The following is a 24,761-nucleotide window of genomic DNA, read 5'->3' on the forward strand; positions in this document are numbered from 1 at the left end:
GTCGGAGCACTCTTAAGGCTAACACTCTAGATCGAGAGCCTTTTTTCCCGCATTATGTGTTAAATAATTTAACAACATCAGCGAATCACGATCTGCACAGTAATAAAATAATTTGCCAGAACGTGAGCTTAAACACAGGGACTCTGCGATATGACAGTACACTCACAAAATACGTCTCTTTACCTTTACGGTATTAAAAACTGCGATACGATCAAAAAAGCTAAAAAGTGGCTAGAAGAACAGCAGGTTGCCTATCAATTTCATGATTACCGAGCCGACGGGCTAGATGCGGAACTGCTACGCACCTTTATCGATCAACTTGGCTGGGAGTCACTGCTTAATACGCGCGGCACAACATGGCGTAAACTCGATGAATCTGTGCGCCAAAGCATCAATAATGCTGATTCCGCTGCGGAATTAATGCTGGCACAGCCCGCAATTATTAAGCGCCCACTGCTCGCCCACAACCACCGTATGTTGTTGGGATTCAATCCAGATCAATACACACAATTTTTAGCTGAGGAGAAAATACGATGACCTGCCCTGTTCTTGAGCTCACTCAGCAACTCATAAAATGCCGTTCCGTTAGCCCTGAAGATGCGGGCTGCCAAGATCTGTTAATTGACCGCCTCAAAGCCGTCGGCTTCACCATTGAAGACATGACCTTTGGTGATACCCGAAACTTTTGGGCTTATCGCGGTGGGAAAGGCCCCACGCTAGCCTTCGCAGGTCATACCGACGTGGTTCCAAGCGGCGACGAGTCCAAATGGACAAACCCGCCCTATGAGCCTACGTTACGCGACGGCATGATCTACGGTCGAGGGGCCGCTGACATGAAAGGCTCATTGGCGGCGATGGTGGTTGCTGCTGAGCGTTTTGTCGAAGCCAATCCAGATCATCAAGGTCGACTCGCCTTTTTAATCACCTCAGATGAAGAAGCCAGTGCGGTCAACGGCACGGTTAAAGTAGTTGAACAGCTCACTGCGAGAAAAGAAAAAGTAGAATATTGCTTGGTGGGCGAGCCATCCAGCACCGAAAGAGTTGGAGACGTTGTCAAAAATGGCCGTCGTGGATCAATGACCGCGAACCTCTATATTCACGGAATTCAAGGTCATGTTGCCTACCCATATTTGGCTGATAACCCTATTCATAAAGCGGCTCCGATGATTCACGAGCTCGTGAATGAAATTTGGGATGAGGGCAACGAATTTTTCCCACCGACCAGCATGCAGATTGCCAATATGGCGGCAGGAACGGGAAGCAACAACGTGATCCCCGGTGAGCTTTATGTACAGTTTAATTTCCGTTTCAGCTCCGAATCGACCGTAGACTCGATTAAGGCTCGTGTAAAAGACCTGCTAGATCGCCATCAGTTAAATTATAAATTAGAATGGAATGTATCAGGGTTACCTTTCTTGACCCCGCGTGGTCATCTGGTCGACGCCGTCGTCAATGCCATTGAGCACTACGGTGAAATAACGCCTCAGTTGCTGACTACCGGCGGCACTTCTGATGGGCGATTTATCGCGCAGATGGGCACTCAGGTGGTTGAGTTGGGGCCAGTCAATGCCACTATTCATAAAGTTGATGAATGTGTCCATGCGGCTGACCTGCAATTACTCAGCCGTATGTACCAAAGAATCATGGAGCAACTCATCGTATGATGACGATGGCTATGCTGACTGGACAGAGCACAGAGCATCTTGCCGTGCTCCGTGGTCATCATCGTTTGCAGCCTGAGGCCGTTGAGGCTTTTCGAGCATTGCAGCAAGCAGCAAAAGATGCGGGATTTAATTTACAACCCGCAAGTACGTTTAGAGATTTCGCTCGCCAGCAGACCATTTGGAATGCCAAATTCGAAGGTGAGCGCGCCGTTCTGGATGAAAATAGCCAGCCGATAGACATCAGTACGCTAAGCAAGGGAGAGCTGTGCTGCGCTATTTTACGCTGGTCTGCACTGCCCGGGGCTAGCCGACATCACTGGGGGACCGATCTTGATATCTACGATCCCGACCTTCTACCTGAGGGTAAAAAGCTTCAGTTAGAACCATGGGAATATCTTGAAGATGGATATTTCTCGGCTTTGAGCCAATGGCTAACAGATAATATGGAACAGTTTGGTTTCTATCGCCCATTTAGTGATGAAGAACAAGGTGTTGCCGTTGAACCGTGGCATCTTAGCTACCGGCCACTTTCAACGTTAGCGGAGCATCAACTTACTGAAGATGTGCTTAGAAATGCCTGGCAAGGGCAGCATATTGCCGGTTCAGATTGGTTAATCCCGCATCTGTCCGACGTTTTTTCTCGTTTTATTACCGTAAAAGACAGGGGGCAACCATGCAATGGTTAGCCGACTACTGGTGGATAATTCTACTCGTTTTGATTGGTATGGTCTGGAATGGGATGAAAGCCCTGCTCAAAGTCGATCATAAAAGTTTTTTGAGCAACAAGCCTGAGTTACCTCCGCATCGTGATAATAACGCAGAATGGGACAAAGACGACGACTGGCCAAAAAAACAATAGGCCGTCATTTTCCTCTTCCTATAGTAAAGGGCAACTTTCGTTGCCCTTTGTTTATTTACTAAACCACTAAATAGTTACTTGAACGCAATCAGATCGCCGCGTTTCCCGTTTACAGCCTCATCCCAATAGCGCTGGGGGATATATGCACGTAAACGCTCAAGCGCTAAATCCATCATATTCTGATCAATCGCATGACCAATCGGCTCGATATCCAAAGTAAAATCGGAGCCCTGTTCACGCATTTTTTCTGCCGCATGTTGCGCATTCTCAATGGCAATCACCCGATCTTCGCTACCATGGATCATATGCACGACGGTATCGCCCAAACTTTTTTCCGGCAATGCTGCAAAGCGACCGCTGAACGATACGACTCTTCCTGCCAAATTTGGCGTCACCTTCACGGCTTCTAAAGCCATGATCGCTCCTTGCGAAAAGCCGACTAACGCCGTTGCTGCTGGATTCACATCAGCAACGCGCTGCCAATATCGCACGATATCAACAAACTGCGGCATCGCTTCATTAACGCGCTCGATGCGATTCTCTTCCGTCACACCGCTCACGGAAAACCACTGTAAGCCTTGCCCACCGGGGATCAAGTGCGGAGAACCTATGCTGACAACCAGTGAATTTGGAAACGCCTTGGCAAAATACTCGCCAATGCTTCCCATTGAAACAGGGTTATCACCAACGCCATGAAACAGCAAAATCAGCTGCTCTGCCGGTATTGCAGGGCTTTGGACAACATGATGTTCGTGTTTCATTAGATACTCCTCGCTGGATAAAAAGATGTCATTCATCGACATCATCTGTTGAAGAGTACTATACGCCGAAGAATTCACAGGAAAATCGGGTTTCCCTGATGATGTTGTTCTATTTTTTTGCACAATCTGCCGATCCCGCAATCAGAAAATAATGCAAAAAAATGGCCTCACTAGGAGGCCATTTCATTCATTGGAGTTCCCTCTGTAGCCTGAACTACAGAGGGAGTTCATACCAGATAGCTGCCCGAAATCCTTTCAGCACAAAAGTTATCACTTGGACGCTAGCAATAACCTCTGCATACAGCTATCTCATAGTATGAATAGGTTACCAGCTGTATTTCACGCCAGCGTTAAGAGCCCATGGTTGGTCAACATCGCTGCCGCCCAAGTAGCTGTAACCAGCGTAAGTGCTGAAGTTCTTAGTGAAGTTAAACTGTCCACCTGCACCGACTCGCACTGCAGAGCCACCTTGACCGTTATCAATCTTGTCGCCGTTGATTTTGCCGTCATTGCTGCCAGCATCGTCATAAACATAAGCTAAGTTGAAGTATGGAGTCAGAGACTGTTCGTTCGCATAGTCGAAGCGGTAGTTAGCATTGATACCCGCTTCATAACGCATGCTGTCGTAGCTTTGATCGTTAACAGCCATGCCATTGCTGGTACGATAGCTATCGCTATCCATGAACAGGCCTGAAACGCTAGCATACGGGCTCAATTTACCTTGGGTATCAAGTGCAATGTCATAACCCAGTTTCAGACCGAAGCCCCAACCGTCGTTGCTGGTTGAACCTGAAGTATGGTCACCGTTGCTCATATCAGCATCCAAATCGTTGCTGTAATGCGCATAGCTTAATGATGAATCCAAGAAGATATTGTTATCAAACTTAGCTGAAGAGTAGATACGAGCAGATTGGCTATCCTGATCTACGCTACCGCTATGGTCGTTAATATCGCCTTTGGCGAAGCCCGCAGACATACCAATCAGCCAGTTTGCGTAGTTGCCGTCGATCACTTTATCAACACCAATCATCACGCCGTTGATATCCTGACCGTAGTTAACCGCGCCGCCGTCAGCGTTGACATGACCACCGAAGTAGCTGACCCAAGCACCACCAGCATCACCCACGCTGTCACGAGTCTGAGTCTGGCGACGTTCCAGAGTATCCTGTTCCATATGCCAGATATTGGCATTCGCAGAAGGAATGCTCAGCGCCATGTTAGCCGCATCAGTCAATTCACGCTGGTTCAGAACAACAGTATCGCCACGTTGCTGCGCTTCATAGGTGTACGCACCCAAATCAGCTTTGTTGCCCGCAGTAAAGGTTGCATGCGTGTCAGCATTATTGTCGTATACGCGGATAACTTCTTTATCTTTGTAATCAGCAATAGAGCCTTTGCTCGTTGCATTATCAATACGCACGTTGTAGTTGCCGCTCACATCGCCGTTAACGGCTAAGTGACCATCAGAGTTAATAGCCACCACTCCGTGGTCATAACCCGTCGCGTTTACATCATTAGTAACATAACGCGCATTACCCATATCTGAATTCAAGACGTATTCACGGCTACCTACATTCAGGATACCGCCATCGCTTAATACCAGTTTGTGGGTGTCGGTCTGGCCTAAACCTAAGTTCAGTTCACCACCGTTGGTAACAGTAATGGTATTAGCATACAGCGCCGCAGTTTCTTCAGTCAGTTTAACCTGGCTGCCGCTGTTGATGTTCAGTGAATCGGTAGCAACACCATCGTTATAGCCAGTCGCATCAGGGATGCTAGTCCCTGCGCTGTTGCTATCACCAATCTGCATTGATGAACCGTTATTCAGTGTAATGCTGTCAGCCAACAGGCTCGAATTCACAACGTTAACTTGGGAACCGTTATTGACGGTCAGAATGTCAATATTGGAAGACTTACGAGTATCCCATTCAGAAGCATTATCCAGAGTAACGTTGAACAAACCGCTCTGATAAACAGATGCTGAAGTGAGATCGCCATCTGCATTGCGTATATCCGTTGGCCACAGGCTGTTAGAGCTGTAGTCATACAGAGTGTTAGTCTTTTGAACGTTAGATGTCGCAGCACCAACCCACTTGCTGCCGTTGGTTAATGTCAGATTTAACGAATCTTGATCATCCCAGCCATTGGTGTCTTTAACGCCATCGCCATTAGAATCATGACCGACTGGGTCAAAGTTATTATCAAACACGCTAGTGAACAGAACATCGCCAGTCAGCGTTGAATGATCAAACGTTGCGGTGGTTTGCATTGCGTTATCAAGACGACTTGCTGTAACAATCAGTGCGGCGTCATCACGGCCAGCCTCATATGTTCCTGCATAGTCACTTGGTTTGTTAGATTGACCATAAAAACCAGTATTTCCCAGTTCAGAGTATGCACCTGAAGTCACCGCAGAATCTTTAACAGTTAAAGTATCTGTGAAAATATTTGGGTTATTGGTTACATCATCTGGCCAATAGTAGCCCTGCGTTAAGGTAATACCTGCAATGTGGGAGTTATTCTGGATAACAACATTTGCTTCCTGATCCAGAGTAATTGCGTTGCCTATACCATAGGTATTATAAGTATCATGATCGCGAACATCATTGTTAGTCACATCATAATCATAATGCTCGTAGGTATCATCGATCGTCGTATTATCAACGGTTAACTGTAATGTACCTAATTTATGTTCAAAACCATCGCTAGCACATTCATCAGTGACACAATATGATGTCACCATACCGTGAATAGTGCTATTAGAGATATTTAAAGTGTCATTCGTGCTGGTTGAATCGTAAGCAAGATAATAGGTTGAGATAACACCATTAACGACAGATTTATTGATTACTGGATAAATATCACCACCGAAATATCCGTCAGTTGTATTATTCCAGCCAACATAACCATCAAAATCTACATACCCATCAACGGAACTCCCCGTGGTGGTACGAACATGATTACCATAGCCAAGATCATGGCCGTACGTTTCGTATGTAGTACCTGAAATATCATTTGTAGCAGCTACTGCAGCTTGCGCCGCGATAGCCATAGAGCAAGCCAATGCCAGACGCGATAAAGCCGTCTTTTTCTTCCAAGAAGACATCTGTTATTCCCTCATTATAGGCAACTTTAATTCATAACCCATCAGAGATGAATATAGTTATGAATTGTTGATACTTTTAAAATATATACTGCTATTTGAAAGTGTGTTCGCTAAGGTTCAGCGGAATTAAATAATAATTAAGAGGTAAGTTTAATTCAACTAAAAAAAACAGTTTAAATAGACAACAAATTAAACAGACTAAAATAAAAAATATTTCAGAATACCATTCCGTAATATCAATTATCTTAATTACACATTAAACAAAAATAAATACAGTTGAAATGTAGAAACATAAGAGAAAAAACAAAGAAATAAAAACCAACTACGCATAATATTAAAAAAATAAAAACAAACCTAAATTTTATTTTTCGGAATGTTTTATAAAATCAGACACCGCCTTCCTCAGTATCGATATAAGTGCCTTTCTACCTGAGATATTATATTTTTTACACAACAATTCGATATTATTCCCCTCATTCAGAAAATCTTTGAGAGCATAAGCATCGACACTATTAGAAAGCTTATCCGCGCATCTAATCAGCGCATAAATAGAAACATCAAGCGGGCGAGAAAAATATGCAAAACCGTGAAGCTCATCCCAATCATCGTGGTTAAGAGACAGATCTTTTACCACCTCCACCGGCAGCTGAAGTTTTAGCTTTTCTTGGATAAAGTATCCATCACGCCGTAACCGCAGACGCAATTTATCCAAAAGTGACCGAGAATGCGCATTGAAGGGCAACATTGCCATCGCAGTATAGCAACCACTACTTGCTTCAAGGTGGGTACCAAAACGCACTAGCTCAAAACCACATTGCTGCCAGAAATGGTAAAGCTCAGGTGTATAACCAAAACTAACAGACACAAAATCTAGCCCTTCCTCTTGAGCTTGTTGAATCGCTGAAATCACCAACGATTTCGCTAAACCTTGGCGTCGCCATGTTGGATATACCGCAATTCGACTTATTCGACGAGAGCACAATGCCGCCGCCTGCCACTGGCCACCGTGCGCAGCGAGTGATTGAGCAACTAAACTTCCTTTAGGTCGACGTTCCCCCGCCCAAACAGCTTTAGCCAGCGGCTCATCTAATCCGCCCTCATCAACCATCCACAGCGCAGCGGCAATAACATCTCCGGCAAAGCTGCCATATAAATGATTGCCGACGCCATCCATTAAACGACGTAAATCTAGCGGCGTTGTTTTGTAGTGTGCGCTGGTGAGGAGCGTGTAAAAATCACACATGGTCTTTGGGCAAGACAGCCATTCAGACTGACTCAGCTTTTTCGATTGAAATTCTATCGCTTCTACCTGTGGTTCTTGTGGTTCGTCAAACAACAGCAAAGACTTTAGCCAAGAATCAACGGGATCGCTGATTGCCCAACGCATAGGCAAATCTAAGAAAAAGGTTCGGCAAGATGGCAGAGAAGCACAGAATTTCAGTAGAAAACCACGTCCGGTACCTTCATACCCTTGCACGGTTGTAGTCAGTAAAACCTGAGGGAAAAACGCGATCAGTTCACGCAGCATAGGCGCAGGGATCGCTGCGGCTTCATCAATCAGCAACCAATCAATACCCTTCGGCGCTTGTTGTCGGCATTGTTCTAGCAGTGCATCTGGCGCATAGAATTCAACGCCGTCGCCTTGTTGTAACAACACTTGCGTGGCCATTTTGCTTGGCCCTGTTACCCAACATTTGCCCTTTACACGTTCTGCCAGCATGCCCGCCAACGTTGATTTTCCTCTGCCACGCTCACCAATCACAACGTTAATGGGCTGCTTATCGTTCAACAGCGCGTGCAAAATATGTGTCTGCTCGGTCGTGGGCAATCCATTTGGGCGCAGCCATTCAGGGCGTGGTTTCAGCGCAGGGATTTCTTTCTCGCTATTTTTCTTCCAAATAGCAATTTCCGGCTGTTCTAGCGTAATCCATTGGAAATGATGAACGAAATGAGGAGTGGCGATAGGTTCAGGCTGTTCACTCCAACGCAAACTATCGAGATCTGGTTGGCTATCCCATTGTTCCCAGTCAGGAACTAATAGAATAAGCCAATGCCCTGCGCTCATGGCTCCAAGCACCGCGGCTAGCGCTTCAGCGTGAAATCCTGCCGCTGCATTAAAAACCACATGCCCAAGTTCTTGCCCCAATAATCCTTTGGCTAGATGGGGGGCAATAGACCTAACCTCTTGCGGCGCGCTTTCCCCAACCCACAAAAGCGGTGAACGCAACGTAGGTAAAATCTCCGCAATAACCTGCTGATGCCAATCAGTATCACCGCTAACGATGAGTAAACGGCGAATACCCGCACCCTGCATTGAGGAAATAGAAGAAGAAAACGGCATAAGAGTCTGCGTTGTCAGCAAAGTTAGCGGATGATTATACTCGAATTATTAGCGTACAGCGGCGCTATCACGTTGATTTCATACCCCACACATTATGTGCAGGGCATGAATACCGCGATCAGTTGGCTGATGCGAAAGTATTACAACTATTTGGATTACCGCTGTCAAAACCGCGCTTAAACCATGTATAGCGCTGTTCAGATGTGCCGTGGGTAAAACTGTCTGGGATCACTCGCCCTTGGCTCTGCTGTTGCAAACGGTCATCGCCAATAGCCTGTGCGGCATTCAGCGCTTCTTCCAAATCGCCCTGCTCCAGCACCTGCTGATTCTGCATGAAATGCCCCCACACGCCAGCGAAGCAGTCAGCCTGAAGTTCCATTTTCACCGAGAGTCGATTTTGTTCAGCCTTGCTCGCCCCTTGCTGCATCTGCCGAATTTTCGGCTCAATGCCCAGCAGGTTTTGTACGTGGTGCCCAACCTCGTGCGCGACCACATAGCCCTGAGCAAAATCACCGTCAGCACCAAGCTTATCTTTCATCTCTTGGTAGAAAGAGAGATCGATATACACGGTTTTATCTGCTGGGCAATAGAAAGGCCCCATTACCGACTGACCGGTACCACACCCCGTGCGCGTAGCTCCACGATAGAGAACCAGCTTAGGATCTTGATACTGTTTGCCCATTTTCTGGAATAGCTGGCTCCAAGTGTCTTCCGTTGACGCCAAAATAACGGAAGTAAACTTAGCCATCTGGTTATCTTCTGGTGAATTCACCTGTTGGCTTTGAGTTTGGGTTTGACCAACGGGCGCTTCGCCATTAAGCAGCGGCGTTAAATCTACGCCGTAATATCCCGCAACCAGCACAACCACCAGCAGAATTAGTCCACCTTTACCACGCGGCACACGAAAACCACCGCCACCTAAACCACCGGACGAACCCGTGGAATCCCCACGTCGATCTTCAACGTTGTCGCTTTCACGACGCCCTTGCCAGCGCATAGTTAAACCTCAGAAATTACATGATGCCTTAATGGTAGGAAATTGCTGGCGCGAATACCATAAAAAGGAGGAATCAGATAATGAAATACATCATTGCAGATAGAGATATGTGGTATTTCAACTGATTGGCAGGCAATAAAAATGACAACAGAGGCTCTCGCCTCTGCTGTTTAACGCTATTTACTAGCGACAAGATTAATCGAGTTTTACGCCGATACGGTGTGCAACTTCTTCATAGGCTTCAATCAAGCCGCCCAAACTCTGACGGTAGCGGTCTTTATCCATCTTGTTCAGCGTTTCTTTATCCCACAGGCGGCTACCGTCTGGTGAGAACTCATCCCCCAGAACAACTTGGCCTTTAAACAAACCAAACTCAAGTTTGAAATCGACCAGAATCAGTCCTGCGTCGCCAAAAATCTTGCTCAGCACATCGTTAACTTTGTAGCTCAGTGCTTTCATCGTGGCTAAGTTTTCTTCGCTCACCCAGCCAAAAGTACGACAGTATGATTCATTCACCATCGGGTCGTGCATAGCGTCGTTTTTCAGGAGCAGATCGAACAGTGGTGGATTAAGAGGCGTCCCCTCTTCAATTCCCAAACGCTTCACCAGCGAGCCTGCGGCACGGTTGCGGATCACGCATTCAACCGGAACCATATCCAGCTTTTTCACCAGCACTTCGGTATCAGAGAGTAAGCGCTCCATCTGAGTCGGGATCCCCGCCTCTTCCAGTTTGCTCATGATGAAATGGTTAAATTTGTTGTTCACCATACCTTTACGATCAAACTGCTCAATGCGCTGGCCATCCAGTGCTGATGTATCATTTCGGAACTCAAGAATCAGCAAATCCGGGTTTTCAGTGGTGTACACGGTTTTTGCTTTGCCGCGATACAACTCAGCGAGCTTTTGCATTTTGCTTACTCCATAGGTTTAAGAACATAAAAAATGAAATCAGCAGCTTTAGGTCAAAGCGCATCAATTTAGGGGCATTATACGCCAGCCAAACGATTGCGCATTAAAAAAATGAAATAAAAAAAGAGGCCGAAGCCCCTTTTTACATTTTCATGCGTTGTGCGATTACTGGCTAGCTTTTACTTTCGCAAAGGCTGCTTGGAACACGCTCACCAACGCATCGTTCTGCGACTGGCTCAGAGGAGCCCCTTTGCTGTCGAGGAATTGCAGACTGGTACGGTTATCTAAGTCACCGACCTGAATCTTATAATCACCTTCTTTCAGCTCAGGATCCTTCGCACCCAGATCGTCCCAGCTACTGCTGCTGATCGATTTGTAGGTTACGGAGATTGTCCCCTGCGGACGGCTACGATCGGTCACTTTCATGCCGACATGTTCAAGAGTTGCCGGCAAACGATCCCAAACCGCAGTGTAAGGCGCACGCGCAATCAGCACTGGTAAGCCGGTATCATCAGCACCGCTCTGCACATCAATATCACCTACCTGACGGTTGGCACGTGCATTAGCCTGGTCGGTTTGATATTTATCCAAACCGCTGACAATATCGTTCAACACAGAAACCGCGTAACGCTGAGTCTGTGAGTCCTCAGTGATCGCCGTGTCGCCCTGCTTCAAGCCCAAGGATTTAACGACAACCGCCGTTTGGTAACCCTGTGGCTGCACAGATACCTGATAGCGCCCCTGATACTGCACATCTTCGTCGCCACGCTGGAAGTTAATCCAATCCGTCGTCAACGCTTGTCCTGCATCGTTACGGCTGGCAATAGGGTAATTTAACCCTTGTACCGCCTGCGCAACTTGGGACCACAGGCTACTGGCTCCCGGCGTGCTCTCAACCAAGACAATTGCTGCGCCATTAACAAACTGGCCACGAGAACCGTTCAACAGAGCCAATGGCTGCGCCGGTGGTCGAATATCCAACGCTTTGCCCACGTTACCCTGAGCCGCATTTAAGCGCACATCATAGGCACCGTTTTGTACAGGCAGAATCATGCCAGCGGGCGTTTTCAATTCGGACAGCGTAGAAGCATCAAGATAAGCCTCATCGCCGCTCACCTGACGCTTATAGCGCTGATCGGTCGAACATGCAGACAGCATCATCACCAAAGAAATGCCAACGACAGTCGCTACCGCCGACTTTTGTACTAAGTAAGCCATTCAATCTCCCTAAGAGTTACAGCAAGCCGACGTGTTTAAGCGCTTGTTCTACGACAGGACGAGCCTTATCGCTAATTGGCGTCATTGGTAAACGCATCGTGTCGGTTGCTATGAGTCCCAATACCTTACAGGCCCATTTCACCGGTATCGGGTTTGCTTCTACAAATAACTGTTGATGCAGCGCCATTAAACGCTGATTCAGCTTACGCGCTTTAGCGAAATCGCCTTCGGCAGCAAGCTTACAGAGTTCAGCCATTTCACGCGCAGCGACGTTTGCTGTGACAGAAATAACGCCCTGACCACCCAGTTGCATAAAGTCCAGAGCCGTTGCGTCATCGCCGCTTAGCAAAATAAAGCTATCGTCGTTGACCAGTTCTTGGATCTGACTAACACGACTTAAGTTCCCGGTCGCTTCTTTTACAGCAACAATATTTTTAATTTCTGCCAAACGAGCAATCGTTTCTGGCAGCATATCGCATCCCGTACGCGAAGGTACGTTATACAAAATCTGTGGTAAATCAGTGTGTTCCGCAATAGCTTTAAAGTGCTGGAACAAACCTTCCTGCATTGGCTTATTGTAATACGGCGTGACCGTCAAACAACCAACGACGCCCGTATTATTGAAACGCTCGGTCAAAGCAATCGCTTCCGTGGTAGCATTTGCTCCGGCGCCAGCAATCACAGGGATTCTGCCATCAGCAAGATCCAGCGTCTGTAGCACCACATCGACGTGCTCGTCGTGGTTTAGCGTGGCAGATTCGCCGGTGGTTCCTACGGATACAATCGCAGACGTCCCGCTGGCCACATGATAATCAATCAATTTCTTCAAGCTAGCGCGATCGACCTGACCTTTGTCATCCATCGGCGTAACCAGCGCAACAATACTTCCCGTGAACATTGACAGTCCCTCCACAAACAGGTTCCTCATGGTACTTTTGAAAGCGATCGCAAAGCAAGTAAACATCTATGTGCTAACTGCTTGTCGAGGCGTTTTTTTGTGTTTACCTTGGGACACCACCACAAAGTCAGGAAGAATGCTCTTGCCACAGCCCAATCAACACTATTTAGTCATTACAGCCTTAGGCGCAGATCGCCCCGGTATCGTCAATAACATCACCCGCCATGTAAGTAGCTGCGGGTGCAATATTGAAGACAGCCGTTTGGCTATGTTGGGCGAAGAGTTCACTTTTATCATGCTGCTATCCGGTAGCTGGAATGCGATTACCCTCATTGAATCCACTTTACCGCTTAAGGGCGTTGAGATGGATTTGCTGATCGTGATGAAACGCACAACGTGGCATGAACGCCCAACCATGCCAGCCACCGTATGGGTGCAGGTTGAAGTCAAAGACTCCCCGCACATCATCGAGCGCTTCACCGACCTGTTTGATTCACACCACATGAATATTGCCGAACTGGTTTCTAAAACCCAACTGAGCCAAGACTCTGCGGCGCCAAAATTGTATATTCAAATCACCGCACACAGCCCTGCCAGTCAGGATGCAGAAAGTATTGAGCAAGCCTTTGAGAAGCTCTGTACAGAACTCAGCGCGCAAGGCAGTATAAACGTCGTGAACTATTCCCTGCATGAAGATAAAGACGGAGAGCAGTAATGAGCCCATTGAAAGCCGGTAGCATCGCTCCTAAATTTACCCTGTTAGATCAAGATGGTGAGCAAATCAGCTTGGCCGACTTCCAAGGTCAGAAAGTTTTAGTCTATTTCTATCCAAAAGCCATGACTCCAGGCTGTACCGTTCAAGCCTGTGGACTGCGCGACAACATGGATGAATTGAAAAAATTGGGCGTAGAAGTGCTTGGTATCAGCACCGATAAGCCTGAAAAACTTTCCCGCTTTGTAGAAAAAGAAGTGCTTAATTTCACCTTGCTATCTGATGAAGATCACAAAGTGTGCGAGGAGTTTGGCGTGTGGGGTGAAAAATCCTTTATGGGGAAAACCTACGACGGCATCCATCGCATCAGCTTCCTGATTGACGAAGAAGGCAAAGTTCAGCACGTATTCGACGATTTCAAAACCAGCAATCACCACGATATCGTTTTGGACTACGTCAAAAACAACGGTTAATAAACCTTTGCTTTAAAACGCCAACGCCCTGCATGCAGGGCGTTGTTTTTTCGAGCGCTAACGATTAATCCGCTTCGGAAATAAACTCATCAGGCCAAGCGTGGATCACCGCTTTTACCAGCGTCGCCAGTGGGATCGCAAAGAATACGCCCCAGAACCCCCATAGCCCACCAAAGATAATCACCGAAAGAATGATCACTAATGGATGCAGGTTCACCACTTCAGAGAACAACAGCGGAACAAGCAGATTGCCATCCAACCCCTGAACAACCAGATACGCAACAAACAGTGTCCAGAAATCAGCGCCTAGCCCCCATTGGAACAGCGCAACAATGACCACGGGGATTGTCACCAACACCGCGCCGATATACGGAATCAGTACCGAGAACCCGACCAGCACGGCCAACAGCAAGGCATAGTGCAAATCCACGACTAGAAAGACCAGATAGGTCGCCACGCCCACAACCACCATTTCGAGCACTTTGCCGCGAATATAGTTCGTGATTTGCTGGTTCATCTCGATCCAAACCTGTCCGGCCAATCCGCGATCGCGCGGCAGCACCCGTCGAACAGCATTCAGCATTTGCTCTTTATCTTTGAGCAGGAAAAATACCATCAGCGGCACGAGAATAAGATAAATCGCCAGCGTAAGCAGCCCCACCAACGACGCCAGTGATAATTTCACCACCGACTCTCCCATCACCGCCAGCTTGGCGCGGGTATTCTCTACCACCATATCAATAATGCCCGCATCCATCAGCGCCGGATAACGCCTTGGCAGCGTTGCTGCAAATTCATAAAAACGCGTCACCATTTTCGGCATATCGGCCAACAGGTTGAATCCCTGCTGCCAAACCGCAGGGGCAATGACGAAAACAGACAGTAGCGTAATGCCGCCAAATACAATCAGCACGGCAACCACGGCCCATACGCGTGAAAAACCAATCAGTTGAAGCTTATGCGTTGGCCATTCCAACAGATAGGCGAGAACAATCGCCACCAGCAACGGGGCTAAGATCCCATTGAAAAAATAAATGATACAAAAGCCGACTAGCAGGATAGTCAGTAATGCTATTGCCTGTGGATCGGTAAAGCGTCGTCGATACCACTGCATTAACATATCAAGCATGCGGGTCACTCCTTAAGCTGCACAAGCGTACAGTTTTTATCCTTGAAAAGAGCTGGCAAAAAGCCAATAACGTAAAATCATGATTTTGCTGTCATGGCGGCGTGGAGTCGATCCTACTATGATGGCAGAATGAGTGTAATAGAGAGTGGCGTAGTTAAGAAGAACTCTTACAGGCCTTTGCTGTCAAAAATGCCATTGTGGATAACAAACCAATGCGTTATATCCTAATGATTCGTGTTTCTGCCAAGCAAAACTCCCCACATGGGTACAGATGAAACTGAATGGAACTGTCTCTTATGACTTCTCGGTTTAAAACATCGGTTATCGCGACGATAGTTGCTGGTTTATTGCTGACTGGCTCCATGCCTAGCCAAGCAGATCCAAACGATGACCAACTGCCTGACATTGGTACGACCGCAGGGAACACGCTCAGCATCAATCAAGAGCTGGCGATGGGTGATTTTTACGTGCGCCAGCTCCGTGCCAGTACGCCGCTTATCAACGATCCCTTATTGATAGAATATATCAACGGATTGGGTATGCGTTTGGTGTCTCATGCCCATTCAGTACGCACGCCGTTTCACTTCTATTTAGTGCGCAATGACGAAATCAACGCCTTCGCCTTCTTCGGCGGCAACGTAGTTTTGCACTCCGCGCTATTCCGCTATACCGATAATGAAAGCCAGTTGGCTTCGGTTATGGCGCATGAAATCTCTCACGTAACCCAGCGCCATTTAGCCCGTGCGATGGAAGAACAGCAGCGTACCCAACCGCTAACCTGGGTGGGCGCACTCGGCTCAATCTTGCTCGCGATGGCCAGCCCTCAGGCGGGTATGGCGGCCTTGAGTGGCACCTTAGCCGGTAGCCAACAAAATATGATCAGCTTCACTCAGCAAAATGAGCAAGAAGCTGACCGCATCGGCCTTCAGGTTTTACAGCGCTCCGGTTTCGATCCGCAGGCCATGCCAAGCTTCCTGCAAAAGCTGTCCGATCAATCGCGCTACTCATCGAAGCCCCCTGAAATTTTGCTGACTCACCCCCCTGCCCGACAGCCGCCTGTCCGACACGCGCAACCGCGCAAACCAGATGCCGCCGCACCCCGTTCAGTCATCACAAGACTATTTACTCGCAAAAGTGCGTGCACTAGGCATGTACAGCGGCGGGCAGGATGGCAATACGTTCCTGACCGAAGATGTGCTTAAGGCAATGGAAAACGGTAACGTTCGCGAACAAACCGCCGCTCGCTATGGCCGAGCCATCTTGTTCAGCCAAGCGAATAAATATGATGATGCGCGCAAAACGCTGCAACCATTGCTCGATAGCCAGCCAGATAATATCTGGTTTATCGACCTGATGACCGATATCGATTTAGAGCAGAAGAAAGCGCCATCGGCTATCGCTCGTTTGGAATCAGCGCTGGCTAAAAACCGCAACGAGCCCGTATTACAAATCAACTTGGCGAATGCCTACGTTGAAGGCAATCAGCCAGCCAAAGCATCACGCATTCTTTATCGCTACACCTTTGATCATCCGAACGATCCTAACGGTTGGGATATTCTCGCGCAGGCCAGCGCCGCGCAGGGGATTCGAGATGAAGAGCTTTCCGCCCGCGCAGAAAGCTTGGCGCTGGTAGGACAATTGGATCAAGCGATTGGCTTGCTCAGCAACGCCAGCGCCCTGATGCCGGTTGGCAGCCTAAAACAGGCGCGCTACGACGCGCGTATCGATCAACTACGCCAGCTACAACAAAGCTTCAAGCAGTATCAACGCGGAGGCCGCTAAGGAAAACCTATGCCACAACACGTCACGATTTATCACAATCCTCGCTGTTCTAAGAGCCGTGAAACACTCGCGCTGATTAAAGAACAAGGCATCGAGCCAACTATCATCCAGTATCTGGAAACGCCGCCCGATGCTGCAACGCTGAAAACGCTGCTGAAAGAACTCGGGCTCACTTCCGCTCGCCAGCTCATGCGCCACAAAGAAGATCTGTACAAAGAGCTTAATCTTGCCGATGAATCGTTAACCGAAGAGCAGCTTATTGACGCCATGGTCAACAATCCAAAATTGATCGAGCGCCCAATCGTCGTTAAAGGCAAAAAAGCCCGTATCGGTCGCCCACCAGAGCAGGTATTAGAGATTCTTTAACGCGAGGTTTTCATATGGAACAGCCCGTCTTAAAAGGCAAACGTGTAGAGCTTCACCCGATGCAGGTTGAACATCGCCAGCCAATTATCGATGCAGCCTCAGACGGGCAGCTGTGGGAAATGACGCTAACGGTCATTCCAAGCCCGCAGTCCATTGATAAATATCTCATCCATGCCTTTGAACAGCGTGAAAACGGCAGTCAAATGCCGTTTGTGATCGTCGATGCCGACAGCCGCAAAGTGGTCGGCTGCACCCGATTTTGGAAAATTGATCTCGCCAACAGAAAACTCGAAATTGGTCATACGTGGCTGAGCTATTCCTTCCAACGTTCAGGCATCAATACCGAAGCCAAATACCTGCTGCTTAGCTATGCGTTTGAAGTGATGAACTGCGTTCGCGTACAGTTCACCACCGATGAAAACAACGCTCGTTCCCGCGCGGCTATTTTACGCATTGGCGCACAGCAAGAAGGCATTATTCGCCACGAACGGATCATGCCTGATGGACGAAAACGCAACTCGGTGCGGTTTAGTATTATCGATGATGAATGGGAAGCGGTGAAAGCTGGGCTTGAAGGCAAAATGCAAAATTAACAGCCGGTCGTTTGGTCACTTAGGCATAAATTCTCACTCTAGTTCAGGATGCACCATTCACGGCGCATCCTCTTAGGCGAAAACCTACAGGCCATAACTATGGCTTAGCTTTCTCCGTATACCACACGAAATCCGCATTGCTTTTATCCACCTTAACGCCCTCCTCCGCTAACATCACAACCGTTAACTCCGTCATCGGCGCAATGTCTTCAATATGCAAAGGAACTCCGAGTGCGCGATTAGCGTGATAGCCTCCCACGATAAGCAGCGCTGGCGTTGGTGCGGCAAGCAAGCTTTCCGCCATTCGGCGATCGCGTTGCTGCTGAATAGCCAACATCGCTTCGGCCTGTTTAGGCTCTAATTTGCCGCCGTGAGACTCTTCAATCGTTTTCGTGATGGCTGCTCGCACAGACGGCTGAGTACTTAGCGCACCGGTAACTGGAAGTGGATGCTCGTAGAATTTTTTGATTTCACTGCGATCAAGATTGGCTGACAGCAACGGGTATGGCCCTTGCAGCGCAGCGGTGGCAACGCCAGAGTAGAGATCCCATTTCCACCCTTTCTGCCAAGCTGTTTGTTCTGTAATCTGCTGACCGGTCAACGTTTCCCCTTGTTTGAACCGATCTTTCACCGCGTTCACTTTTTCTTGCTGATTCGGCGTAATCATTTCCATTAATACGCTGCCCTGCGTGCGCTGACGCGGGAGTTGCTCAACCAACCACTGCTCAATTTGATGATGCTGTAAATTGTCGTGCTTTTCGCCAACGATGACGCGAGGCTGAGTGCTCAGCTTAGCGAGCAGCTGTTGTGGGGTGAGTTTTTGTCCGGTATGCAGATCGACGATATTGTCTTGCGGTACTGCGCTGATAGTCTGGGCGTGCTGGCCAATTCCGCAGGCGCTCAGCAGGAAAGCCGCCGCCAGTAGTCCAATCTTTTTCATGCCATAACCTTTGAGTCCATTAAGTTTCAACCTAGTTTAAACTTAATGATAATCATTGTCATATGACATTCACCGGCAGCGGCAGGTCAACTAGTCGATATTGAGGCTCATCACAGAAACCCATTCGCCTGAGACTTCGCGTTTCTCAATTTCTTGCCAGCCCAATTTCAGGTACAGGCTTTGCTGATCGGGGGTATAAAGATATAACTGCTTGATACCTTGCTCTTGGGCATGGGCTACACAGGCTTTGGTGAGTGCAGAGCCAACGCCTTTGCCACGGTGTTCTGGAGGCGTAAACACTTCACCTAGCCAGAATTTACGCTCAGGACGATCGTCCAATTCATGAACAATCACGCTCGCGGTGCCCAGCAGTTGACCATCCTCAACGTAAGCCACCAAGGTAAACTCTTCACTGTCTGGCTGATTACGCGTGATAAAGCGCTGTTGGATACCTTCCTGCGTACTCCAACGCGGTAGGCTTGACCATTCCCAGTGCAGCAATGCGGCTATTTGCGGGATATAGGGTGAGTTATCGTTAATTTTTGCAATCAACATAGCAATTCCCTCAGCAATTGAAATGCCGCCCGCGGTGCACAGACGGCATTAGAAAACCCAACAATAACAGCTTTTACAGCGGTTGCGTTTGTGCTTCTACCACGGATAGCGCCACCATATTGACAATGCGGCGCACAGAGGCAATTGAGGTCAAGATATGCACGGGTTTGCTGACGCCCATTAATACTGGCCCAACGGTAACCCCCTCAGAAGAAGAAACGCGCAACAGGTTATAGCTGATACGTGCAGCCTCCATATTTGGCATGATCAAAATGTTGGCAGCCCCCTTCAGCGGGCTGTCCGGCATAACATCATTACGGATACTTTCAACTAACGCGGCATCGCCGTGCATTTCGCCATCGATCTCAAGCTCAGGCGCGGCGGCATTCACTAATTCTAGCGTACGACGCATTTTGCGTGCGGCAGGGCAGTCTGATGCCCCAAAGCTAGAATGCGATAGCAACGCAACTTTAGGCTCAATACCAAAACGGCGTACCGTTTCCGCAGCCATCAGCGTAATTTCAGCCAGCTGTTCAGCGGTTGGATCGTCGTTGACGTAGGTATCGGCAATGAAGGTGTTGCCGCTTGGCAACAGCAACGCGTTCATGGCACCCGCCACGTGCGCCCCTTCACGGAAACCAAACACGTTGTGTACCACTTCATAATGCTCGTGGTAATTACCGATAGTGCCGCAAATCATGGCGTCGGCCTCACCGCGTTGCAGCATGATGGCCGCAATCAGGGTCGGATTACCAATCACCGCACGACGCGCCTGCTCTTGGGAAACACCGCGACGCTTCATGATCTCATAGTATTCACGCCAGTATTCGTTGAAACGCGGATCGGATTCGTTATTCACGATCTCAAAATCTTTACCCGCTTCAATTTGCAGGCCAAGCTTTTTCAGCCGCATTTCGATAACTTCAGGACGCCCAACCAGAATCGGTGAAGCAATACCCAGCGTGACCAGCTCTTGAGTCGCATGCAATACGCGCTCTTCTTCACCTTCTGCCAGCACCACGCGTTTTTTCTCTTTTTTCGCCTGAGAGAAAATGGGTTTCATAAACAGGTTGGTTTTATAGACGAACTCGGTCAGATGCTCGATGTAAGCATCAAAATCTTCGATCGGGCGCGTCGCCACGCCGGAATCCATTGCTGCTTTTGCCACGGCTGGGGCGATTTTCACAATCAAACGAGGATCGAAAGGTTTTGGAATAATGTATTCAGGGCCAAACGAGAGATCCTGATCGCCATAGGCAGAAGCCACAACGTCGCTTTGCTCCGCCAATGCTAAATCAGCAATCGCGTGCACGCAGGCCAGCTTCATCTCTTCATTAATGGTGGTTGCGCCAACGTCTAGCGCGCCGCGGAAAATGAACGGGAAGCACAGCACGTTGTTAACCTGATTTGGGAAGTCGGAACGCCCCGTACAGATAATCGCATCAGGTCGAACGGCTTTAGCCAGCGGAGGCAAAATTTCTGGCTCAGGGTTAGCCAATGCTAAAATCAGCGGATCTCGTGCCATGGTTTTCACCATGTCTTGCGTCATCACGCCTGGCCCAGAACAGCCGAGGAAAATATCGGCATTAGGGATGGCATCAGCAAGCGAGCGCCAGCCGTTATCTTTAATCGCGTAGGCCAGCTTACTTTCGGCCATATTTTCTTCACGACCTTGATAAATCACGCCTTTCGAGTCACAGGCCGTAATATTTTCACGCTTCAGTCCTAATGCCACCAGCAGATTTAAGCAGGCAATCGCCGACGCACCCGCCCCAGAAACCACAAGGCGCACATCGCTAATCTGTTTTTTCACCACGCGCAAACCGTTAAGCACGGCGGCGGTACAAATGATGGCGGTTCCGTGCTGATCGTCATGGAAGACTGGGATCTTCATGCGCTCGCGCAGTTTCTTCTCAATGTAGAAACACTCGGGCGCTTTGATATCTTCAAGGTTAATCCCACCAAAAGTCGGTTCCAGCGCGGCGACCACGTCGATCAGTTTATCAGGGTCAAGCTCATCAACTTCGATATCGAAAACGTCGATACCCGCAAATTTTTTAAACAAAACGCCTTTGCCTTCCATCACGGGCTTACCCGCCAAGGCACCGATGTTGCCCAAACCAAGCACCGCCGTGCCGTTAGAGATAACGGCCACTAAGTTTCCACGCGCGGTATATTTATAGGCAGCTAGCGGATCGGCGGCGATCTCCAAACAGGGTGCAGCCACGCCCGGAGAGTAGGCTAAGGCCAAATCACGCTGTGTGGCGAGGGGCTTAGTCGGCACGACCTGAATTTTGCCTGGAATTGGGAACTCGTGGAAATCAAGCGCACTTTGTTTTAATTGTTCGTCCATCGTAGGGTCCTTTTTTACTTTATTTCATCGGTGTTTAACGCAAAGGAAACCCCACCAGTATAGTGAGCAAAACAACTTAATCTATGAAGCGCGCCATAAACAACAAAACAAAAAGTGTTATTTATCGCAACAATTTGCTAATGGCTAGGAAACCAACAGGACATATCAGGAGGGAGTACAGAAAGGGTGGCCCATCGTGTTTACGCTAGGCCATAAGCAGATTAATTCATCCAGCCCTGAATTTGGGCGTACTGCAACAGCATGATGGTTTTTCCATCTTTAATTTCGCCGCTCTTAATCATCTCAAGAGCCTGCTGGAAAGGAAGCTCTAAGATTTCGATATCTTCATCCTCAATTCCACCACCGGCTGCCACTTTTTGGCTGTTGGTGTACGGAGCCGCAAAGAAATGAATAATTTCGGTTACGCCGCCGGGCGACATATAAGCCTCAAAGACTTTTGTCACTTGGCCCACTTCAAAACCGGTTTCTTCCATCGCTTCTCGACGCACGCAGTCTTCTGGCGCATCGTTATCCAGCAAGCCCGCGATGGTTTCGATCAACAGGCCGTCACGGTTGCCGTTAAGGTAGGTTGGAATACGGAATTGGCGAATGAGCACCACCGTTTTTTTCTCCACGCTGTACAGCAACAGCGTAGCGCCATTTCCTCGGTCATAGACCTCACGCATTTGGCGTACCGTGCCGCCATTATGTCGCGTTAAATCATAGGTGTATTGACGCAGGACTGCCCAATGATCGGATAACACCTTGTTGCTGATCATTTCAATTTTCACGCAGTACAACTCCCTTACAGATACAGGACTCATAAGATTCGAGCGGAAGAAGCAATGTACGCCAACGGATGGGGCACATCAATGCGAAGGAAGGCGCGAGCCAGCCCATTAACTCAGCCACGAAAACATAAGCTAGGGCTGTTTACAGCGATAAAATCTCTTTTACAAACGGAATAGTCAGCTTGCGCTGCGCCGTTATCGACGCATGATCCAGCTGATCTAACGTCATAAAGAGCGTTCGCATTTCACGATCTAACCGCTTTAATAAGAATCGACCTACATCCTCAGGCAGCTCAAAACCGCGCAGTTTTGAACGCAGCTGTAACGCCAAGAGTTTATCTTCATCGCCGAGCGGCTGGAGTTTATAGATTTGTCCCCAGTCTAGGCGCGAAGCCAGATCGGGCAAATGAAGATTAAGCTGACGAGGTGGGCGATCGCCGGTGATCAGCAATCGGGTACGACCGGTTTCAAGAATGCGATTATAGAGATTGAAAATCGCCATTTCCCACTCGGCTTCTCCAGCGATGCATTCAATGTTATCAATGCAAACCAAGGAGAGCTGCTCCATGCCATCTAACACTTCAGGCACAAAGTAGGCGCGTTTATCCAAAGGCACATAACCTACGGCTTCACCGCGCTGGGAAAGTTCTGCACAGGCCGCATGCAACAGATGGCTACGCCCTCCGCCCTCACGCGACCAGAAATAGATATAAGTACCATGCTCCTGCTGCAAAGCGCCCTGCAATGCGGCTAACAGAGAAGAATTCTCTCCCGAATAGAAACTCGCAAAAGTCTCATCATCAGGCAAATAAAGTGGCAGTGAAAGCTGTGCCGGCGTGTTCAGAAGCACCTCAAACCAAAACAGGCAAAAAAACGCCGCCAGTTTAACACAGAAACTGGCGGCTGTTGAGCGAGGATCTTCAGGATCAGATTAACGCGCAGGCGTTTGCTCTTCGTCCGCTTCGTCGAGGATCACTTCTTCACCGCGAACCATGCTGATCACTTTGAATAACAGACTCATGGCAATACCGACAATCGTCGCCAGCGCCATACCTTTCAATTCAGCAGCACCAATGTGGATGGTCGCGCCGCTCACGCCAATAATCAAAATAATTGACGTCAAAATCAGGTTCTGCGCTTTGTTGTAGTCCACTTTTGATTCGATCAGCACGCGAATACCCGATGCACCGATTACGCCGTACAACAGCAGAGAAACCCCGCCCATCACCGGCACGGGCACCATCTGAATCGCCGCCGCCAGCTTGCCAATACAAGAAAGCAGAATGGCCAGAACCGCCGCGCCGCCGATCACCCAGGTGCTATAAACTTTGGTAATCGCCATCACGCCGATATTTTCGCCGTAGGTGGTATTTGGCGTTGAACCGAAGAAACCCGAGAACATGGTTGATAGACCATTGGCAAACATCGAACGATGCAAACCCGGATCACGCAGCAAATCTTTCTTCACGATATTCGCCGTCACCACCAAATGGCCCACGTGCTCGGCAATGACCACCAGCGCAGCTGGCAGAATAGTCAAAATCGCAAACCACTCAAATTTTGGCGTATAGAACGTCGGTAACGCGAACCAATGTGCTTCACGGATAGGTGTTAAATCCACCACGCCCATGGCAAATGAAAGCGCATACCCTGCCAACACACCGATTAAGATAGGGATAATCGCTAAAAAGCCGCGGAACAGCACCGAGCCCAACACGGTCACCCCTAAAGTCACCATAGAAATGGTGATCGTGGTGGTGTCTACCGACGCTCCGCTGGCTGGCAATAAGCCCGCCATATTCGCGGCAACGCCCGCAAGCTCAAGTCCGATAACCGCAACAATCGCCCCCATCGCCGCCGGCGGGAACATCACATCCAGCCAGCCGGTACCGGCTTTCTTCACAATCAGCGCCACCAAACAAAACAGCGCGCCGCACACAATAAAGCCACCGAGCGCCAGCTCATAGCCCAAAGGCAACAGCAGCATAACCGGTGAAATAAAGGCAAAACTCGAACCCAAATAAGCCGGAATTTTTCCCTTACAGATAAATAAATACAGCAGCGTACCGACGCCGTTAAACAGCAAAACCGTCGCAGGGTTTATCTTGAATAGAATAGGCACCAGAACCGTTGCGCCAAACATGGCGAACAAATGCTGGAAGCTCAACGGAATCGTTTGCAAAAGCGGTGGGCGTTCGCTTACTCCGATGACGCGACGAGTCATGTTTTTTATCCTCTAAGTGATTTTATTGAATAGTCAGGTGTTGTGTTTTTAGCTTGGTCTACCCGCTTTAAGAAGGCAGGATATAGACCA

The 24,761-nt window shown here is 48.6% G+C and carries 22 protein-coding genes and 1 pseudogene; 9 read left to right on the forward strand and 14 right to left on the reverse strand.

The features are described 5' to 3' along the window. The first annotated feature begins 150 nt into the window (after positions 1-150). Genes DSM2777_RS18985 through DSM2777_RS19000 form a run of 4 tightly spaced genes read left to right on the forward strand, consistent with a single transcriptional unit; the run spans position 151 to position 2,523 of the window. Positions 151-537, forward strand: coding sequence for an ArsC family reductase (locus tag DSM2777_RS18985; protein WP_061554865.1), 387 nt, complete (start codon positions 151-153; stop codon positions 535-537). Continuing rightward, positions 534-1,664, forward strand: coding sequence for a succinyl-diaminopimelate desuccinylase (gene dapE / locus DSM2777_RS18990; protein WP_061554866.1), 1,131 nt, complete (start codon positions 534-536; stop codon positions 1,662-1,664). The genes DSM2777_RS18985 and dapE overlap by 4 nt, the downstream gene beginning before the upstream one ends. After that, complete coding sequence (locus DSM2777_RS18995) at positions 1,661-2,350, forward strand: M15 family metallopeptidase (RefSeq protein ID WP_061554867.1); 690 nt, start codon at positions 1,661-1,663, stop codon at positions 2,348-2,350. Before dapE ends, DSM2777_RS18995 begins: the two co-directional genes overlap by 4 nt. Next, positions 2,338-2,523 (forward strand): YpfN family protein, encoded by a 186-nt coding sequence (locus tag DSM2777_RS19000; RefSeq protein WP_025797467.1) that lies wholly within the window; start codon positions 2,338-2,340, stop codon positions 2,521-2,523. Before DSM2777_RS18995 ends, DSM2777_RS19000 begins: the two co-directional genes overlap by 13 nt. Positions 2,524-2,597: 74 nt before the next feature. On the opposite strand, the gene ypfH is transcribed toward DSM2777_RS19000, so the two are convergent. The 7 genes from ypfH to dapA all read right to left on the reverse strand — a co-directional run bounded on the left by ypfH (position 2,598) and on the right by dapA (position 12,753). Beyond that, positions 2,598-3,284, reverse strand: coding sequence for an esterase (ypfH, locus tag DSM2777_RS19005; RefSeq protein ID WP_061554868.1), 687 nt, complete (start codon positions 3,282-3,284; stop codon positions 2,598-2,600). Between the two features lie 325 nt (positions 3,285-3,609). Then, on the reverse strand, positions 3,610-6,390 hold the full coding sequence (locus DSM2777_RS19010; RefSeq protein WP_061554869.1) for an autotransporter outer membrane beta-barrel domain-containing protein: 2,781 nt from the start codon (positions 6,388-6,390) through the stop codon (positions 3,610-3,612). A 361-nt stretch (positions 6,391-6,751) separates the two neighbouring features. After that, positions 6,752-8,731: a tRNA(Met) cytidine acetyltransferase TmcA gene (locus tag DSM2777_RS19015; RefSeq protein WP_061554870.1), complete on the reverse strand. Its 1,980-nt coding sequence runs from the start codon at positions 8,729-8,731 to the stop codon at positions 6,752-6,754. A gap of 118 nt (positions 8,732-8,849) precedes the next feature. Further along, entirely contained in the window at positions 8,850-9,728 is an 879-nt protein-coding gene (gene ypfJ, locus DSM2777_RS19020; RefSeq protein WP_043494736.1) for a KPN_02809 family neutral zinc metallopeptidase, read from the reverse strand. A 195-nt stretch (positions 9,729-9,923) separates the two neighbouring features. After that, positions 9,924-10,637, reverse strand: a complete 714-nt coding sequence (gene purC / locus DSM2777_RS19025) for a phosphoribosylaminoimidazolesuccinocarboxamide synthase (protein WP_061554871.1) — start codon at positions 10,635-10,637, stop codon at positions 9,924-9,926. 165 nt (positions 10,638-10,802) lie between these two features. Beyond that, positions 10,803-11,855, reverse strand: a complete 1,053-nt coding sequence (gene bamC, locus DSM2777_RS19030) for an outer membrane protein assembly factor BamC (protein ID WP_061554872.1) — start codon at positions 11,853-11,855, stop codon at positions 10,803-10,805. Between the two features lie 16 nt (positions 11,856-11,871). Then, positions 11,872-12,753 carry a 4-hydroxy-tetrahydrodipicolinate synthase gene (dapA, locus tag DSM2777_RS19035; protein WP_025797458.1) on the reverse strand — a complete coding sequence of 294 codons (882 nt, stop codon included), beginning with the start codon at positions 12,751-12,753 and terminating at the stop codon, positions 11,872-11,874. A 136-nt stretch (positions 12,754-12,889) separates the two neighbouring features. Between dapA and DSM2777_RS19040 the strand changes: the two genes are divergently transcribed. Both DSM2777_RS19040 and bcp read left to right on the forward strand, forming a co-directional pair. Next, entirely contained in the window at positions 12,890-13,468 is a 579-nt protein-coding gene (locus DSM2777_RS19040) for a glycine cleavage system transcriptional repressor (protein WP_004091990.1), read from the forward strand. Next, positions 13,468-13,938, forward strand: coding sequence for a thioredoxin-dependent thiol peroxidase (gene bcp, locus DSM2777_RS19045; RefSeq protein WP_025797455.1), 471 nt, complete (start codon positions 13,468-13,470; stop codon positions 13,936-13,938). The genes DSM2777_RS19040 and bcp overlap by 1 nt, the downstream gene beginning before the upstream one ends. A 64-nt stretch (positions 13,939-14,002) precedes the next feature. Here bcp and DSM2777_RS19050 read toward each other — a convergent pair whose 3' ends face one another. Continuing rightward, the gene (locus tag DSM2777_RS19050; RefSeq protein WP_061554873.1) at positions 14,003-15,067 is read right to left on the reverse strand and encodes an AI-2E family transporter; all 1,065 of its coding nucleotides are present in this window, start codon (positions 15,065-15,067) and stop codon (positions 14,003-14,005) included. Positions 15,068-15,363: 296 nt separating this feature from the next. Here DSM2777_RS19050 and bepA point away from each other — a divergent pair. The 3 genes and pseudogenes from bepA (at position 15,364) to DSM2777_RS19065 (ending at position 17,808) form a co-directional block, all read left to right on the forward strand. After that, positions 15,364-16,849, forward strand: a pseudogene (gene bepA, locus DSM2777_RS19055) (beta-barrel assembly-enhancing protease). Between the two features lie 9 nt (positions 16,850-16,858). Beyond that, positions 16,859-17,215, forward strand: a complete 357-nt coding sequence (arsC, locus tag DSM2777_RS19060) for an arsenate reductase (glutaredoxin) (RefSeq protein WP_061554874.1) — start codon at positions 16,859-16,861, stop codon at positions 17,213-17,215. A 14-nt stretch (positions 17,216-17,229) separates the two neighbouring features. Further along, positions 17,230-17,808, forward strand: a complete 579-nt coding sequence (locus DSM2777_RS19065) for a GNAT family N-acetyltransferase (protein ID WP_061554875.1) — start codon at positions 17,230-17,232, stop codon at positions 17,806-17,808. Between the two features lie 97 nt (positions 17,809-17,905). On the opposite strand, the gene DSM2777_RS19070 is transcribed toward DSM2777_RS19065, so the two are convergent. The 6 genes from DSM2777_RS19070 to uraA form a co-directional block, all read right to left on the reverse strand. Continuing rightward, on the reverse strand, positions 17,906-18,748 hold the full coding sequence (locus DSM2777_RS19070) for a ChaN family lipoprotein (RefSeq protein WP_046457168.1): 843 nt from the start codon (positions 18,746-18,748) through the stop codon (positions 17,906-17,908). Between the two features lie 90 nt (positions 18,749-18,838). Next, positions 18,839-19,303 carry a GNAT family N-acetyltransferase gene (locus tag DSM2777_RS19075; RefSeq protein ID WP_061554876.1) on the reverse strand — a complete coding sequence of 155 codons (465 nt, stop codon included), beginning with the start codon at positions 19,301-19,303 and terminating at the stop codon, positions 18,839-18,841. A gap of 73 nt (positions 19,304-19,376) precedes the next feature. Further along, positions 19,377-21,656, reverse strand: coding sequence for an NADP-dependent oxaloacetate-decarboxylating malate dehydrogenase (gene maeB, locus DSM2777_RS19080; RefSeq protein ID WP_061554877.1), 2,280 nt, complete (start codon positions 21,654-21,656; stop codon positions 19,377-19,379). Positions 21,657-21,877: 221 nt separating this feature from the next. Next, entirely contained in the window at positions 21,878-22,480 is a 603-nt protein-coding gene (gene nudK / locus DSM2777_RS19085; RefSeq protein ID WP_046457171.1) for a GDP-mannose pyrophosphatase NudK, read from the reverse strand. Between the two features lie 109 nt (positions 22,481-22,589). Next, positions 22,590-23,297, reverse strand: coding sequence for a DnaA inactivator Hda (gene hda, locus DSM2777_RS19090; RefSeq protein WP_046457172.1), 708 nt, complete (start codon positions 23,295-23,297; stop codon positions 22,590-22,592). Positions 23,298-23,378: 81 nt separating this feature from the next. Then, positions 23,379-24,671 carry a uracil permease gene (gene uraA / locus DSM2777_RS19095; RefSeq protein WP_040045458.1) on the reverse strand — a complete coding sequence of 431 codons (1,293 nt, stop codon included), beginning with the start codon at positions 24,669-24,671 and terminating at the stop codon, positions 23,379-23,381. Positions 24,672-24,761: the final 90 nt, after the last annotated feature.

This window comes from Obesumbacterium proteus, from assembly GCF_001586165.1.
GTDB classification, from domain to species: Bacteria; Pseudomonadota; Gammaproteobacteria; order Enterobacterales; family Enterobacteriaceae; genus Hafnia; species Hafnia protea.